Source organism: Mesorhizobium sp. SEMIA396 (assembly GCF_024518615.1).
In the GTDB taxonomy this organism is placed as follows: domain Bacteria; phylum Pseudomonadota; class Alphaproteobacteria; order Rhizobiales; family Rhizobiaceae; genus Mesorhizobium.
In genome coordinates, this window is the sequence record NZ_JANIFC010000003.1 from 74,929 (window position 1) to 89,696 (window position 14,768).

A 14,768-nucleotide genomic window follows, 5' to 3' on the forward strand; every position below is an offset into this window, starting at 1 on the left:
CGCCAGGGCAGCGGGCGAGCCCGCCGTCGACTGGGAATCGGCTGTTAGTTGTTGCCGAAGAGGTTGTGGTCAGCACCCTGGGCAGGCGCCTGAGCAGCCGGTTCCGACTTCTTGGTCGAAGCGGTGTACGAGCTGTCGACAGCAGTGGCTGCCGCGGCGTTCGAACCGTAGTGGTCGCTACCAGCGAAGGCGCTGCCGGAAATGGCCAGAAGGGCTGCGGCAGTGAGAATGATCTTTTTCATTTTTGTACTCCAGTATCGTCTTTTTCCGTCCGTCTAGCGGCGTGTCTTGGAAATGAAATCGCGTCGTTCGGACAGCCCCGATGTGGGAGGGCAACCCCGCCTTTTCCAATCACGAAGTTGTTCCGTGTGGACCATGAATCCACACCTTGAAATTGTGCCAGGGGAATCTAGAGATACATTTTTCCTCTCTATATCAGCATGTTAAGTTTAACCATCCGATGGATCACTGACTGTTTCAAAGGCCCGGCGTTCACACCGTCCTGCACGCACCGTCAACAGAAACGAACCGTTCGGTTCGATTTTAGGTCAAGCTAATAGTCACTTTTCGAAACCGTTAACCTTTTTTGACCCCCGCCAAGGGTCGGACTCGGGAAGATCGCAGCCGGCAAATGGCCGCCCGGGAGGCGGGATTTCGGCCCGCGACGATCTGCGGTGACGTTTCGCATGCCGTGTCGCGCCGCATGGATACGATGTCGTTTTCATGCCGACGGCGCGCCAGCGATCGTGGTTAGATCATACCCATCTCAGGTGCCGCTTCGTGACGACGAGGCGGAGAATTGGGAAGCCGGTCAGAATCCGGCGCTGCCCCCGCAACGGTGGTGGAGTTCAAGTCGCAACGGGAGACCACTGGGCAACTGCCTGGGAAGGTGTCGCGATGGTCCGCAAGGACAACTCCAGAGCCCGGAAACCAGCCCGAGATTTTTAGACTCGACTGATCGCGGTGGGCGGTCAAGAGGTGGATAGCGCTTCCGGCACCTAGCCGGCCTGCGTTTCAATCCTTCCTCCATCACCACCAGTTCAGTCCTTAGAAACGAGGACAGGACATGGATACCCGCAACGACATGCTGAGGCTCCTGAAGGGGCGCCGGCAAGGCTTTTCGCTGGAGCAGCCCTTCTACACCGATCCAGACTACTTCAAGCTCGACATGGAGCTGATCTGGTATCGCGACTGGCTGTTCATCGGCCATGATTGCGAACTGCCGAAGCCGGGCAGCTACATCACCGTGCAGATCGGCGACTATCCGGTCGTCCTTGTCCGCGACCAGCAAGGCAAGATCAACGCCTTCCACAATTCCTGCCGCCATCGCGGCAGCCGCGTGTGCAACGCGGAAAAGGGTACGGCGGCAAAGCTCGTCTGCCCCTATCATCAGTGGACCTATGAGCTGGACGGCCGCCTGCTGTTTGCCCGCCAGATGGCCGACGGTTTCGACAAGAGTGATTTCGGCCTGAAGCCGGTCGCCTGCGAGAGCGTCGGCGGCTACATCTTCATCTGCCTGGCCAAGGAGCCGGCGGATTTCGCGCCGATGCGGGCGATGATCGAACCTTATCTTTTGCCGCACCGTTTGCGTGAGGCAAAGATCGCCTTTGAGAGCACGATCATCGAGAAGGGCAACTGGAAGCTGGTCTGGGAAAACAACCGCGAGTGCTACCACTGCGTCGCCAATCACCCTGAGCTGTGCAAGACCTTCCCCGAGGCGCCGACCGTGACCGGCGTCAACGGCGCCGACAGCGACCCCGAGATGGTCGCGCACTGGGCCAGATGCGAGGCATCAGGCTTGCCGAGCAAATTCCGCATCGATCCGGCAGGGCAGTACCGCGCCACCCGCGCGCCGCTGCTGCGCGATGCCGTCAGCTACACCATGACGGGAAAACGGGCGGTGAAGAAGAACCTGTCCGACAGCGTTTCAACCGACCGCATCGGCTCCTTGCTGCTTTATCATTATCCGACAACCTGGAACCATATCCTCGGCGACCATGCCGTCACCTTCCGCGTGCTGCCGATCAGTGCCACGGAAACCGCGGTGACGACGAAATGGCTCGTCCACAAGGATGCGGTCGAAGGCGTCGACTACGACCTCGCTGAGCTCACCCATGTCTGGACCGAGACCAACGACCAGGACCGCCGCATCGTCGAGGAAAACGCCTTCGGCATCCTGTCGCCGGCCTACGAACCAGGCCCCTATTCGGAGCTGCATGAGGGCGGCGTGATCCAGTTCGTCGAGTGGTACACGTCGTTCATCGGGCCGCGCCTTGCCGAAGGCGGCCGGCCGGCCCTGCGCAGCGTCGCCTAGCCCAGGGGACAAGAGGATGAATGCGATGACGGACCTTGGCCTCTATCGCCATCTCGACCAGATGACGCCCTGGAACGACCGGCTGCAGGTGCTGGAAGTGATCGGCGTCAGCGACGAAGCGCCGGACGTGAAGACCTTCACCTTCCGCTCCGACAACCAGACCTGGTTCCGCTACAAGCCGGGCCAGTTCGTGACGCTGGAACTGCCGACATTGGACGGGCCGCTGATGCGCACCTACACGCTGTCGTCCTCGCCGTCGCGGCCATTCTCGATCGCGGTGACGGTCAAGGCGCAGGCGGGCAGCACCGGCACGCGCTGGATGTTCGACCATCTGACGCCGGGCTCGCACGTCAAGGCCTATGGGCCGACCGGTGATTTTTCGCTGCATAGCCACCCGGCGGCCAAATATCTGTTCATTTCGGCGGGCTCCGGCGTGACGCCGATGATGTCGATGCTGCGCTGGTTGAACGACTGTGCGCCATGGACAGATGTCGGCTTCGTCAACTGTGCGCGCCGCCCGGAAGAGATCATTTTCCGCAAGGAACTCGAGCTGCTCGGCAGCCGCATGCCCGGCCTGTCGCTCGGCTTCATGATCGAGGAGCGGTCGAGCCGCGAGGGCTGGTTCGGCCATATGGGCCGCATCGACGCGATCCGGCTGCCATTGCTGGCGCCCGATTTCCGCGAGCGCGAGATTTTCTGCTGCGGCCCCGATCCCTTCATGCGCGCCGTGCGCGGCATGCTGGACGCCGCCGGCTTCGACATGGCGAAATACCATCAGGAAAGCTTTGCTGCGCCTGCCGTGGAGGAAATCCCGGCGCCGTTCTCGCCGCCGGCGGAGGACGGCGCTGCTGCTGCCGTCGAGGCCGTGACACCGATCCGGTTTTCGCTTTCCGATGTCGATGCCGAATGCGTCGCCGGCCAGACCGTGCTGCAGACGGCACGCGCCTCTGGGGTGCGGATTCCCGCCGCCTGCGAGTTCGGCCTGTGCGGCACCTGCAAGGTGAGGAAGGTCGCGGGCGATGTCGAGATGAGTCACAATGGCGGCATCCTCGATCACGAAATCGAGGACGGCTTTATCCTCGCCTGTTGCTCGAAGCCGCTTTCTGCGCTTGAAATCGAAGCGTGACCGGCTGCGCTCGCCCCCGAGCCTGCGCCATCTTGCCAAAAACCCTGCAAATGGTTAGACGCCTGCAACGGTGGGGTTGACCGTAGGCCCGAAGATCATCTCCGCGGCCTGCTCGGCGGGGGAGCAAACATGCGACAATCCGGCATCTATGCCATTGCCAGCAAGGATATCGTCTTTGAATCCTTCGACGGCGAAGCCGTCGTTCTTGACCTGACCACGGGTAAATATTTCGGCTTCTCTGATTCAGGCAGCAGACTTTGGGATGCACTGTCGTCCGGCGTGCCTGCCTCCGAACTGGTCGGCGCCGCGACCGGCATTGGCGCCCTCGATGCCGCCGCGATTGACGGCTTTGTTTCACAATTGCTCGAATTCGGTTTGCTGGCGGCCGTAACCGATGGCGTGGCAAGACCGGCTCCAAGCGAATTGCTGGCTCAGCTCGCCGCTGCCAGAGAGCCCCTGAAGGTCGACATCCATGACGATCTCGCCGATCTCATTGTCGTCGATCCCATCCACGAGGTCGAGGAGCCCCTCGGCTGGCCCGCGGTGAAGCAGGCCAACTGAAGCGCCCATCAGGTTCTCGTTGCCGGGCAGCTCCGGAACAGGCAGACCCATGCCGAACGTCACTCTCGAAAACTTGGTTGACTACGCACGCCATGTCCTGGCGCAAGCAGAAAGCAGCGCCGCGCATTATCCGCTGACCTGCAAGGCGAGCTTGCCGCATCTGGATCTGACCGCGCATGTCAGCGTCGGCGCATTGGCGGATGCCGTCGCTCATGGCCTTGTCACGGCTCCGGGCAACCGAACGCCTGCCGACAGCTGCCGCGTCTTCGTCGCACATCCCGGCATAGACGGCATCGCGGCACCGGTCAGTTGGGGCCAGGGGCCCTTCACGCAGCATGGCTTCGCCACCCGGCTGGCGGAGGCCGGATTGCGCGGCAACCATTTTCACGACCTGGATTTCTGGCAGTTCTATGATCCGCAACGTCGCGTTGGCGTGCAATTGATGGCTTCGGCCGATGCCTTTCCACCGTGGGAGCCGGGAGCGCCGCTGCGGGCTTTCCTGCATTGGGAATATGCGGCACGCGGCATGCGGCTGGCCCATGCGGGGACGCTCGGGACTAAGGGCAGGGGCGTGCTGCTGGCCGGCGCGGGCGGGGCCGGGAAATCCGGAACCGTCGCCGCCGGCCTCCTCAACGGACTGGACAGCGTCGGCGACGACTATGTGCTGGTCGACCTCTCCAACGGCGTGACTGCCCGCCCACTGTTTTCAACACTCAAACAGGATCCCCAGGGGTTCGTTCGGCTTGGGCTGAAGCATCGGCTGAAAGCGCATGGTCCGCTCAACTGGCAAGGCAAGCATGCTTTTCACATTGATGACATCGCGCCTCGGCCGGTGCCCGAAACTCTGGACATCATCGCGCTGCTGGTGCCACATATCGGCGGAGGCGAGGCAAGTTCGATCGTGCCGGTGTCGCGCAGGGATGCCATGATTGCCTTGGCGCCGTCGGGCATAGCGCAGATGCCGGGCGAGCGGGAGAGCGGCTTTCGCTTCTTCAGCGACCTGACCCGCCTGCTGCCGTGCTATCGTCTGTCGCTGGGGACGCAGCCACAGGAGATAGCCGGTACGATTGCGGACTTTCTCACGCGGGGCGCTTCGTGAAACTGAGCGTGATAATGCCCGTCTACAACCGTGAGCGCTATGTCGTTTCGGCATTGCGCTCGCTGGTGCGGCAGCGGGACGCCGCCGATCTCGACATCATCGTCATCGACGACGGCTCGACCGACGGCTCTGCTGAGGCCGTGCGCTCGATGATGCGCGAAAACGCCTGCATCCGACTGTTCCAGCAATCCAACATGGGCGTAGCCAGGGCGCGCAACACCGGGCTGCGGCAACTGCCGCCGGATGCGGAGTTCGTTTCGTTTCTGGATTCTGACGACATCTCGCTGGCCGGACGGTTCAAGAAGGACCTCGCGCGCTTCAGAGCAGACCCCGGACTCGAGCTGACCTACTCGCTGATGACGCTGGTCGAGCGGATTGACGATGAGCGGCTGAAACCGGCAGTCGCCAGCCGCACGATGACACTTCGGGGAATTTCGCTGAGCGCCGCCGTGTTCAGCAGAGGGCTTGTCGACCGGACGGGCGAGTTCGATGAGGATTTCGAGCAGGCTGAGGATACCGACTATCTGCTGCGCGTTTTCGAGGCGGGACCGAACTACGAATTGTTGGACGCCGTCGCGATCTACTACCGACGCCATGCCGGAAATGTCACCAAGGAACATAGCGGCAGGGTCCGCAACCACTTGCGTGCAATCCACAAGTCGATGCGGCGGCGCAAGGCCGATCCGGCACGGCGAGAGGTCCAGGGAATCTTCGAATTGAAGAGTCCCACCGATTGGCGGATGCTATGATGCTCGACACCATCAAGTCGGATCAGCCAAGCCCGGAATGCTGCCGGAGACGCCCATGAAGCTGAGCGTCATCATGCCGGTCTACAATCGCGAACAATTCGTTGGCCTCGCGCTGCGCTCGCTGCTCAGGCAGCGCGAAGACATCGATCTCGACATCATCGTCATCGACGATGGGTCGACCGATGGTTCGGCAGCCGTCGTACGGTCGTTGATCGACGAGGCCCCGTGCATTCGTCTTTTCCAGCAGAGCAATGGCGGCGTCACAAAGGCGCGCAATGCCGGGCTGAAGCAGTTGCTGCCGCAGACCGGCCTGGTGTCGTTTCTCGATTCGGACGACATCTCCCCGACAGGGCGCTTCAAGGCGGATCTCGCCTGCTTCGGAGAAGATCCTGGCCTGGACCTGACCTATTCGCGCATGACGTTGGTCGACAAGATAGATGGCGAGACGCTGGAACCGGCCGCCGACAGCCACTCCATCACCGTGCGAGGGATCCACCTGTCCGCCGGGATCTTTGCGCGAAACCTCATCGAGCGCACCGGAGGTTTCGACGAGGATTTCAAACAGGCCGAGGACACCGACTATCTTTTGCGTATCTTTGAGAGCCAGACAAAATACGTTATGCCCGATACGGTGGCTCTCTACTACAGACGTCATCCCGGCAACATGACCAAGGAAGCCGATGTGCCCTTTCGCGAGTTCATGCGCGCCATTCACAAGTCGATGAAGCGTCGCAAGGCCGACCCCAGCTTGCGCCGGGTGGAGGGGATTTTCGACTTCAAGGATCTCGCGCAGTGGCGGTTCCTTTGATGGCAGGCTACGGCGTTGTCATTCCGGCTTTCAACGCGGCCGCCACCATCGGCGCTGCCCTGAACTCCGTTCTGGCCCAGACGGCAAAGGCGGAGGCCATCGTCGTGGTCGATGACGGTTCGACCGACGATACGGCTGCGGTGATCGAAGCGATGAACCTGCCGGTGACGGTGCTGCGACAGGACAATGCCGGACCTGGCAGCGCAACGACCCGCGGCATTGCGGCACTCTCGACGCCGCTCATCGCGACGCTCGATGCCGACGATTTGTGGCTGCCGGACAAGATCGAAAAGCAGCTGGTCCATCTCGACCGTCATCCCGGGACAACGGGCGTCTTTACGCATTGGCGGACGTTTCGCGGCGACAGCCCCGATTTGCCCGATGCGACCAGTGGAGCTGGCTGGTCGCGCACGACGATGATGATCCGCCAAGAGGTGGTGCAGAGCGTCGGTCCCATCATCGACCCACCAGGCGGTCGCGGCGAGATGATCGACTGGATCGCCCGGGTTCGTGAGGCAGGCTTTGCCCTTGCCATGCTCGACGACGTGCTTGCATTGCGCCGCATCCGTCCGGGCAGCCTTTCCTACGGCCGCGATCCGGCACGCGACCGGGGCTACCTCCAGGTCGCAAGGCTCGCCATGCAGCGGCGAGCCCAGAACAAGGCAGGTTCCAGTTGAACGCCACGCCCGTTCGCCGCATCGGCCGCCGCTTCCCGGACTATGGCTGGTCGTGGCCCACCGGCCAGCTGGACCTGTTGCTGAAGGCGGCGCTGCTCTCCGATGAGGACGCAGCCGCTGCCTGTGCCGCGCGCTGGCTGGACGAGAACGACATCGATCTCGTCTCGTTTCGAGAACATCGCCTGCTCGCCGCCATCTCCGACAGGTTCGGCAGGAAGCTGGCCGGGCATGCCGCCCATCCGCGCCTCGTCGGCCTGCAGAAGATGCTGTGGACGAAGTCGCGCATGGCGATGCGCGAGGCCGAGCCGGCGCTGAAGGCGATGGCCGACGGCGGCGCCGACATCATGCTGATAAAGGGCGCCAGCCGCATTGCCTTGAACGCGTCGGCGCAGCGTGGCCGGGTGGCGCATGATATCGACATATTGGTGCGCCCGCGCGACATGGCTGCCGTCTTCGACATCTTGCGCGATCGCGACTGGCAGATCGCCTCGGGCGTCAGCGCGCAATATCTGCGAACCCGGTTGGCGTCGCTGCGGTCGATGAACTTCTTCAAGGGCCGTTTCGGTGACATCGACCTGCACCAGCTCGGCTATGACGGGTCGCAGACGAGCGCGGAAGACGACCTGGCCATCTGGCAACGGGCGGTCCCGGCACAATTCAGCGGCGTCGCGGTCTTCGTGCCGTCGCCGGCCGATCGCATGGCCCTGGCCATCGCCCATGGCGGCCTCGACGCCCATACCCACAGCGACTGGCTTGTCGACTGCGCGGTCGCCATCCATGGCGAAGACGTCGATTGGGACACGTTCCTCGACATCGTCGGCAGACGCGGCCTGGCGGTTCCAGCGGCGGTGGCGTTATCCTATCTAACGTTCGAGATCGGCATTCCGGTGCCGGAACCGACAATGGCCAGAATCTTGGACATGGCCGACGGGGTTGGCCTGTCGCGTTGGTCGTCGGTTCTGCAAGCCAAGCCGCGCACGGATTTCGGCGGTCTTGTCTGGCTATCGCGCGGGCTTGCCAAGCAGTTGCGCCTGAAGCGGAAGAAGGGCCGGTTGCAGCAGGAGCCGCCCGCCACACCTTGGCGCGGCAGATCGGCCGCGCGCAAGCCTCAAGCAGCATCGGCGCCTTTGGTGTTTTCGCAGGCCATCGCCTGTCCGCAAACGACCGGCGACATGATGCTCGAAATCACCGTCAGGATCGGCGTTCCGCCGGTCCGGCGCCGCATCGAGATGGAGATCAATGACGGTGGCGAGCATATTGCCCGCCTGCGCGCCATGGCCATCAGCCGGTCCGGCAGGGAACGCGTGCTGCATTTTCGCGGCAAGGTGACTCTCGGCGGCGCGCGAGTTGCCTTGACGCTCGAGGCGCGACCATCGCGACAGTTTCGCGAGTGGAACGACGCGGCCACGGTGGCCGCCTATGGCGCCTTGCCTTTCCAGTTGCTGTCGGCGGATTTCTTTCCGGTCGGCTGAAGGAAGGCCCACCCGGCAGCTATAAGGCGTCGGGAGTGATCAGCCTCAAGGATGGGAAATAGGTCTGGTAGCGGCCGACATCACGGGTCAGAAGCGGAAGCTTGGTGACGGCGGCATGTGCGCCGATGAAGAAGTCAGGCAAGACGCCGGTCCTCGATCCTCCCGATCGGCGGTATTGCGTGAATACCTTTCCAGCAAGGAAAAGGGCGGCTCTTGGCATCGGAGCCATTTCGAGACCGGCCGCATCCAGAAATGCCTCAAGATCCTCGATTCTGATGTAGCGAACGGCAAGTTCTGCATAGACCGCATCATTGATCAACAATGGCCCATCGAGGCTTGCCGCCTCGAGTTGCGCGATCGACCAGCCCGCCCAATTGGGATCGTCCGTAACAAGGTCGAGCAGAACGTTGGTGTCGACGAACGTCACGCTCCGCCACGCGTCAGCGCCATGATAGCCTCGGTCGTGAGCCCCTCGCCGGCATGGCCGCGCAGATTGGCGAAGCGGCTCGCAGGCGGCTTTCTGTCAACCCGAGCCAACACCACGCTGCCATCGGCGGCGCGCCGGAAATCGACTCTGCTGCCCGGGACGATCCCCAGGAGGTCGCGGACGGGTTTGGGAATGGTCACTTGTCCCTTTGCCGTGACGGTGGTGGCCATCTTCACTCCTTGGTAATACCATATTCCGACAAGGTATTACCTCATCGGTCGATTTTCAAGGCTTGAAGCATCGTGTCTCTACCGAACCGCCAGAGTCCGTTCAAACTCCGTAGCGTTCGGTGCGAATGATTTCCGCTGCAACGCCGGCATTGATCAGCGCTTGGGCGGCCGCGGAAACGAAGGCGTTGGAGCCGCAGACGAAGGCGATGCCAGGCGGCTCCGGCAGCCGCGTCATGGCTTGAACCATCATCGCGACGTCTACCCGCCGCGCATAGTCGGCCGGGCGGCGTGCGGCTTCGCGCGTCAGTGTCAGCATCAGGTCGAAGCCGTCCTGGCGTTCGTCGAGGGCGATCAACTCGTGACGAAAGATCACTTCGTCCCAGACCCGGACCGAAAAGACCAGGACGACGGGCACCGCTGAATTATGCGCGGCGCGGTGGCGGAGCATCGACATCAAGGGCACGACGCCCGAACCGCCGCCGACCAGAACAAGCGGTCCACTCTCATCCTCCGGCCAGACGAAATGCCCGCCAAGCGGCCCGCGCAGTTCGATTTCATCGCCCACTGCCGCGACCTCGTGGAAGAAGGGCGAGACCTCGCCATCGTCGAGTTTTTCGATCGCCAGTTCGATTGCGCCGCTCGTTTCGGGCGCGGAGGCGATGGAATAGGAGCGGCGCGCCTGATAGCCGTCCGGCGCCGTCAGCCTGACGTCGACATGCTGCCCGGCGCGATAGGCGAAGGGCCGAGACGGCTGGAAAAAGAAGCTGGTGACACGCGGCGTGCGCTTTTCGATGCGGACGATGCCGGCTGTTTGCCAGGGCGACTGCACTGCCGCCGCATCGCTCATGGATCGTCCGTGTAGCGCTGCTCGCGCCATGGGTCGCCATAGATATGGTAGCCGCGCAATTCCCAGAAACCGGGCTCGTCTCGCGTGGTGAATTGCAGGCCGTTCAACCATTTGGCCGACTTCCAGAAATAAAGATGCGGCACCAGCAGCCTTGCCGGGCCGCCATGGTCCGGTGTGATCGGCTTGCCTTCGTAGAGCAGCGCCACCATGGCCTTGCCGGCGGTGAGGTCCTTGACCGGCACGTTGGTGGTGTAGCCGTCGAACGCGTGCGCCAGCGTGAAGCCGGTCGGCGGCTCCACACCCGCATCGGCAAGGATATCGTCGACCAGCACGCCCTGCCACGGCGTGTCGAACTTGGTCCATGCTGTCACGCAATGGATATCGCGTGTCATCTTGGTCATCGGCAGCGCGTTGAACTCGGTCCAGTTCCATTTCTTGATCGGGCGTGGCCCATGTTTCAGCGTGAAAGACCAATCCTCGGTACGCACGCGCGGCGTCGGACCGGCCGACAGCACCGGAAAACCCTGTTCCAGATATTGGCCCGGCGGGATGCGGGCATCGCCATCGGCTGGCGGGCGCCGTCCTGAAGAGAAACCTCGGGTGACCATAGCGGCAATCCCCATGCAATCAGGCCACTATCGGCCTGACGCAATGTTCTCGAAGATGCCGTGACGGGCAACCGAAATCTTGACGGGCGGAGACCGGCGGGACCGTCACCGATGGACCTGCCGCTCCGCGTTCCCGTCAACAGCAGTTCTCAGCCACTGGCAAAAGGCACCGCGATGTACATTTGAGCGTCGCCACGCTCGACCAGCAACAGGACCGATTTCCTGCCGGACTTGCCGGCCAAGGCGATCGCCTGGGTTACCTGCCTGGCGTTCTTGACCGGCACCTGATTGACGGCGACGATGATGTCGCCGGCCTGTATTCCGGAAGCGGCGGCCGCTTTGTCGGGGTTGACGCTGGCAACCACCGCGCCGTGCTGCTTGCCGGCTAGGTTCATCTGCTGGCGAATGTCGGGCGTTATATCCATCAAGCCGAGCCCTATCGCCGGAGCGCGCCCGGCGCTCGGCGCGTCGGACCCGTCGTCCAGCGACGCGGTCTTCGCATCGGCGCTGTTTTGGCCGACATCGACGGAAATCCGCATCGGCTTGCCTTTGCGCCAGACATCCACCGTTTCCCTGGCGCCCGGCGCGACATCGGCGACCGCCCGCGACAGGTCCTTGGGATCCTTCACGTCCTGCCCGGCAAAGCTGGTGATGACGTCACCCGTCTCGACGCCGGCCTTGGCCGCCGGCGAACCGTCGTTGACCTCTGAAACCAGCGCGCCGCCGGAATGGTCGAGCCCGATGGCGCTCGCGACATCGGGTGTCACCTCCTGTATCTGAACGCCGAGATAGCCGTACTGGATGGAGCCGCCCTTCATCAGCTTGGCGACCACCTTCTGGGCCTGATCCGACGGAATGGCAAAGCCGACGCCGACGCTGCCGCCATTGGGTGAATAGATCGCCGTGTTGATGCCCACGACATTGCCGGCGACATCCACCAGCGGACCGCCGGAATTGCCGTGGTTGATCGGCGCGTCGATCTGGATGAAATCGTCGAACGGGCCGCTATGCAGGTCACGGCCGCGCGCCGAGACGATACCTGCCGTGACGGTGGTGCCGATGCCGAACGGGTTGCCGAAGGCCAGCACCTGGTCGCCTGGCATGAGCTTGTCGGAATCACCCCATTTGACGGTCGGCAGGGGTTTGTCTGACTTGACCTTGAGTACGGCGAGATCGTTCTTGGCATCGCGGCCGACAAGCTTGGCCGGAAGTTCGGTGCCGTCGTCGAGCGTCACCTTGATCGAAGAAGCACCATCGATGACGTGGTTGTTGGTGACGACGGTGCCATCCGCGCCGACGATGAAGCCGGAACCCAGCGCCTCGGCGCGCTGCGGTTGCTGTTGCGGCGGCGTCTTGGGCGTCGGCATGCCCTGGTCACCGAAGAACTGGCGGAAATAGTCATCGAAGGGCGAGCCGCCGTCGAAAGGAGATGCATCGCTCATCGTTTCAGGCTGTGCCTTCATGACGGTGGTGACCGTCACCACCGCCGGCTTGTCGGCGGCAACGATGGGGGCGAACGAGCCATTGGGCGCGGTGATGCCGGCGACAGGCGTCTGGGTTGTCGGAATGGTGTTGCCCTCGCCTTGGGCGAAAGACATGACGAAGGGGGATATGATCAGCGCAGCGCCCAGCAAGGCCGCGACGCGATGCCTACGAAGGATATCTGACATGGTCGTTTGTCCGGGCGAGAGTTGATCCAGCGCCGTGGCCTCTCCCGTGCGGGGAAATCGGTCATCGGCGTGTCGAGGTCGCAATTGCCCGTCTCGCCTACATGGCAGCCAACCGGATCGACGGCCTTGCATCTAGGGCGCGGATTCGCCCGATTTAGGGTTTTAGGGCGACCTTACGAAGATTTAATATCCGCACGGCGGCAGGGCCGCAAAGTCGTCGGGCGGCACCTTGCTGTCTCGCTGGAGCCTCAGCCACCGGCGCTTCGCTCGAGATAGGCCGTGGCAATCTCGCGCATGCGCTTGCCGTCGAAGCTCGGTCCGTGTCCACCATGACCGATGCGGATCGGCAGGTCCAGCAGGCGCCGCATCGTGCTGACATAGGCGGCTCGGTCGGAATCCGGCAGGTCGTCGATCAGCATGGCGTCATAGATGGCATCGCCGCTGAAGAACAGGCCGTCGACCTCGTCGAACAGCGCGATCGAATCCGGTGAATGGCCCGGCAAATGCAGCACGCGAAATTGCCGGTCGCCAAGATCGACGACATCGCCCTCGTCCAGGGTTCGCGTCAACGGCGCGGGCGGGATCCTGTAGTCGGCCGACTTCCATCCAGGCGCCGGCGGTTTCGAGACGGCACCCTCGAGGTCATGAAACATGTAGGCGTAGGTCGCGGCCTCATCCATGGTCTCGAACCGAGCCGCGCTCATCCTTGGCCCGGCCCGCAACGGGAATTCATGCAGCGAGCCGACGTGGTCGAGATGGATGTGGGTGGCAACGACCAGCAGCGGCTTGCCCTCCGCCGTCTCGATCTGCGGCGCCAGCGGACAGATGCCCATGCCGGTGTCGACGAGCAGGTCGGCATCGCGACCGCGCAGATGCCAGATATTGGCCCGAACATAGGCATGGACGAAGGGCTCGGTCAGCATCGTCGTCTTGTCGTCGACGACGCTCCTGCTGAACCAGTCGGGCATCACCTGTGAGCCGGGCATCAAGTGTGAGCCCGGCATCAGACGAAGGGCTTCCCGACCTTGTACTTTTCCGGCACCAGCCGCTTGAGATAGGCCATGCCGGCATCCGACAGCTGATTGACATCGGGCTTCATGAAATCGTCCGGCATGTGGCGTGTCTTGCCGGCGACGTTCTTGAGCGGCACTTTCTTCAGCACCGTTCTGGTGCCGTCATATTGCAGGGCCACCGAGCCGCCGCCCTGTTCGGCGACGGTGACGGCGAAAGCGCCGGCATCGAACGCCTCCTGCGCGTCGACCGCGCTGATGGCGCCGATATAGCCGCGCGGCATGTAGCCGAGCGCATCGACGCGGGCCCGCTTGCCCGGCAGGCCTTCCGCCAACGCGCGCTCGAGTGCGGCCGGCAGGTCGCTGCCCGACAGCTTGACGTTGCCGTGCGCGTCGCGCTCAAGCTGGTCCGGCGGCACCAGGCTTTCGACCAGTGCCTTGCCGTCGGCGGTGCTGACCCCTTCCGAAACGGCGACGATGCAGCGCTTGTGGCGATCGAGCGTGGCGCGGACGTCGTCGATGAAGCCGGCGGCCGAGAATGGGCGCTCGGGCACGTAGACGAGGTGCGGGCCGCTGTCGGGGTCGAGCTGCCAGGCAGCGGCAGCCGCGGTCAGGAAGCCGGCATGCCGGCCCATGACGATGCCGACATAGATGCCGGGCAGCGCACGAAAATCGAGATCGACCGACAGGAAGGCGCCGGCGACGAACTCGGCCGCCGAAATGAAGCCCGGCGTGTGGTCGTTTTCCTCGAGATCATTGTCGATGGTTTTTGGCGCATGGACGAAGGCAATTGAGCCGCCGGCGGCATCGGTCAGGATCTGCTGGGTACCCGACGTGTCGTTGCCGCCGATATAGATGAAGGCGTCGGCGCCGGCCTTCTTCAGGCCGTTGAGGATGACATCGCAATAGGCGGCGTCGGGCTTGTCGCGGGTCGAGCCGAGGGCGGCGCTCGGCGTGCCGGCAATCAGCCGCAGCCGGTCCTCGGGGATGGCGGAAAGGTCGACATAATTGCCGTCACGGATGCCGCGCACGCCATGGATTGAGCCCAGCACCTTGGCACCTGGATGCCGCTTGCGGATCTCCAGTGTCGCCCCGACAACCGTCTGGTTGATGACGGCGGTTGGGCCGCCGCCCTGCGCGATGACAAACGTTCCAGCCATGCTTGATTTC

At 63.3% G+C, this 14,768-nt stretch carries 16 protein-coding genes and 1 riboswitch; of the genes, 8 read left to right on the forward strand and 8 right to left on the reverse strand.

Features of this window, described 5'->3' with window-relative positions; all coding sequences use genetic code 11:
- Nucleotides 1–44 precede the first annotated feature (44 nt).
- Nucleotides 45–242 carry a DUF680 domain-containing protein gene (locus NP503_RS09800; protein ID WP_027039902.1) on the reverse strand — a complete coding sequence of 66 codons (198 nt, stop codon included), beginning with the start codon at nucleotides 240–242 and terminating at the stop codon, nucleotides 45–47.
- Nucleotides 243–751: 509 nt separating this feature from the next.
- Nucleotides 752–954: riboswitch (cobalamin riboswitch) on the forward strand.
- Nucleotides 955–1,066: 112 nt separating this feature from the next.
- On the opposite strand from NP503_RS09800, the gene NP503_RS09805 reads away from it, so the two are divergent.
- The 8 genes from NP503_RS09805 (at nucleotide 1,067) to NP503_RS09840 (ending at nucleotide 8,806) form a co-directional block, all read left to right on the forward strand.
- The gene (locus NP503_RS09805; RefSeq protein ID WP_127267342.1) at nucleotides 1,067–2,314 is read left to right on the forward strand and encodes an aromatic ring-hydroxylating dioxygenase subunit alpha; all 1,248 of its coding nucleotides are present in this window, start codon (nucleotides 1,067–1,069) and stop codon (nucleotides 2,312–2,314) included.
- A gap of 25 nt (nucleotides 2,315–2,339) precedes the next feature.
- A complete protein-coding gene (locus tag NP503_RS09810) occupies nucleotides 2,340–3,440 on the forward strand; it encodes a hybrid-cluster NAD(P)-dependent oxidoreductase (RefSeq protein ID WP_127267343.1) in 1,101 nt (366 codons plus the stop codon).
- Nucleotides 3,441–3,569: 129 nt separating this feature from the next.
- Complete coding sequence (locus NP503_RS09815; RefSeq protein ID WP_127267344.1) at nucleotides 3,570–4,001, forward strand: PqqD family protein; 432 nt, start codon at nucleotides 3,570–3,572, stop codon at nucleotides 3,999–4,001.
- 49 nt (nucleotides 4,002–4,050) lie between these two features.
- Entirely contained in the window at nucleotides 4,051–5,100 is a 1,050-nt protein-coding gene (locus tag NP503_RS09820) for a serine kinase (protein WP_127267345.1), read from the forward strand.
- Nucleotides 5,101–5,114: 14 nt separating this feature from the next.
- Entirely contained in the window at nucleotides 5,115–5,849 is a 735-nt protein-coding gene (locus NP503_RS09825) for a glycosyltransferase family A protein (protein ID WP_127267346.1), read from the forward strand.
- A gap of 55 nt (nucleotides 5,850–5,904) precedes the next feature.
- On the forward strand, nucleotides 5,905–6,657 hold the full coding sequence (locus NP503_RS09830; RefSeq protein ID WP_127267347.1) for a glycosyltransferase: 753 nt from the start codon (nucleotides 5,905–5,907) through the stop codon (nucleotides 6,655–6,657).
- The gene (locus tag NP503_RS09835) at nucleotides 6,642–7,334 is read left to right on the forward strand and encodes a glycosyltransferase family A protein (protein WP_245481067.1); all 693 of its coding nucleotides are present in this window, start codon (nucleotides 6,642–6,644) and stop codon (nucleotides 7,332–7,334) included. The genes NP503_RS09830 and NP503_RS09835 overlap by 16 nt, the downstream gene beginning before the upstream one ends.
- Complete coding sequence (locus NP503_RS09840) at nucleotides 7,331–8,806, forward strand: nucleotidyltransferase family protein (protein ID WP_127267348.1); 1,476 nt, start codon at nucleotides 7,331–7,333, stop codon at nucleotides 8,804–8,806. Before NP503_RS09835 ends, NP503_RS09840 begins: the two co-directional genes overlap by 4 nt.
- A gap of 19 nt (nucleotides 8,807–8,825) precedes the next feature.
- On the opposite strand, the gene NP503_RS09845 is transcribed toward NP503_RS09840, so the two are convergent.
- From NP503_RS09845 to NP503_RS09875, 7 genes are all read right to left on the reverse strand, one after another.
- Complete coding sequence (locus NP503_RS09845; RefSeq protein ID WP_127267349.1) at nucleotides 8,826–9,233, reverse strand: type II toxin-antitoxin system VapC family toxin; 408 nt, start codon at nucleotides 9,231–9,233, stop codon at nucleotides 8,826–8,828.
- Entirely contained in the window at nucleotides 9,230–9,463 is a 234-nt protein-coding gene (locus NP503_RS09850) for an AbrB/MazE/SpoVT family DNA-binding domain-containing protein (protein WP_127267350.1), read from the reverse strand. The genes NP503_RS09845 and NP503_RS09850 overlap by 4 nt, the downstream gene beginning before the upstream one ends.
- Before the next feature lie 100 nt (nucleotides 9,464–9,563).
- Nucleotides 9,564–10,310, reverse strand: coding sequence for an FAD-binding oxidoreductase (locus NP503_RS09855; protein WP_127267351.1), 747 nt, complete (start codon nucleotides 10,308–10,310; stop codon nucleotides 9,564–9,566).
- Nucleotides 10,307–10,918, reverse strand: a complete 612-nt coding sequence (locus NP503_RS09860) for a sulfite oxidase-like oxidoreductase (protein ID WP_127267352.1) — start codon at nucleotides 10,916–10,918, stop codon at nucleotides 10,307–10,309. Before NP503_RS09860 ends, NP503_RS09855 begins: the two co-directional genes overlap by 4 nt.
- Before the next feature lie 149 nt (nucleotides 10,919–11,067).
- Nucleotides 11,068–12,588 carry a DegQ family serine endoprotease gene (locus tag NP503_RS09865; protein WP_127270205.1) on the reverse strand — a complete coding sequence of 507 codons (1,521 nt, stop codon included), beginning with the start codon at nucleotides 12,586–12,588 and terminating at the stop codon, nucleotides 11,068–11,070.
- 248 nt (nucleotides 12,589–12,836) lie between these two features.
- The gene (locus tag NP503_RS09870) at nucleotides 12,837–13,556 is read right to left on the reverse strand and encodes an MBL fold metallo-hydrolase (RefSeq protein WP_127270210.1); all 720 of its coding nucleotides are present in this window, start codon (nucleotides 13,554–13,556) and stop codon (nucleotides 12,837–12,839) included.
- 35 nt (nucleotides 13,557–13,591) lie between these two features.
- Nucleotides 13,592–14,758 carry a diphosphate--fructose-6-phosphate 1-phosphotransferase gene (locus NP503_RS09875; RefSeq protein ID WP_127270203.1) on the reverse strand — a complete coding sequence of 389 codons (1,167 nt, stop codon included), beginning with the start codon at nucleotides 14,756–14,758 and terminating at the stop codon, nucleotides 13,592–13,594.
- Nucleotides 14,759–14,768: the final 10 nt, after the last annotated feature.

What these genes read in the sequence shown, in the direction of transcription:
- NP503_RS09800 (WP_027039902.1), bottom strand. Translation starts at nt 242, where the DNA reads ATGAAAAAGATCATTCTCACTGCCGCAGCCCTTCTGGCCATTTCCGGC.
- NP503_RS09805 (WP_127267342.1), top strand. Translation starts at nt 1,067, where the DNA reads ATGGATACCCGCAACGACATGCTGAGGCTCCTGAAGGGGCGCCGGCAA.
- NP503_RS09810 (WP_127267343.1), top strand. Translation starts at nt 2,340, where the DNA reads ATGACGGACCTTGGCCTCTATCGCCATCTCGACCAGATGACGCCCTGG.
- NP503_RS09815 (WP_127267344.1), top strand. Translation starts at nt 3,570, where the DNA reads ATGCGACAATCCGGCATCTATGCCATTGCCAGCAAGGATATCGTCTTT.
- NP503_RS09820 (WP_127267345.1), top strand. Translation starts at nt 4,051, where the DNA reads ATGCCGAACGTCACTCTCGAAAACTTGGTTGACTACGCACGCCATGTC.
- NP503_RS09825 (WP_127267346.1), top strand. Translation starts at nt 5,115, where the DNA reads ATGCCCGTCTACAACCGTGAGCGCTATGTCGTTTCGGCATTGCGCTCG.
- NP503_RS09830 (WP_127267347.1), top strand. Translation starts at nt 5,905, where the DNA reads ATGAAGCTGAGCGTCATCATGCCGGTCTACAATCGCGAACAATTCGTT.
- NP503_RS09850 (WP_127267350.1), bottom strand. Translation starts at nt 9,463, where the DNA reads ATGGCCACCACCGTCACGGCAAAGGGACAAGTGACCATTCCCAAACCC.
- NP503_RS09855 (WP_127267351.1), bottom strand. Translation starts at nt 10,310, where the DNA reads ATGAGCGATGCGGCGGCAGTGCAGTCGCCCTGGCAAACAGCCGGCATC.
- NP503_RS09860 (WP_127267352.1), bottom strand. Translation starts at nt 10,918, where the DNA reads ATGGTCACCCGAGGTTTCTCTTCAGGACGGCGCCCGCCAGCCGATGGC.
- NP503_RS09865 (WP_127270205.1), bottom strand. Translation starts at nt 12,588, where the DNA reads ATGTCAGATATCCTTCGTAGGCATCGCGTCGCGGCCTTGCTGGGCGCT.
- NP503_RS09870 (WP_127270210.1), bottom strand. Translation starts at nt 13,556, where the DNA reads ATGCCCGACTGGTTCAGCAGGAGCGTCGTCGACGACAAGACGACGATG.
- NP503_RS09875 (WP_127270203.1), bottom strand. Translation starts at nt 14,758, where the DNA reads ATGGCTGGAACGTTTGTCATCGCGCAGGGCGGCGGCCCAACCGCCGTC.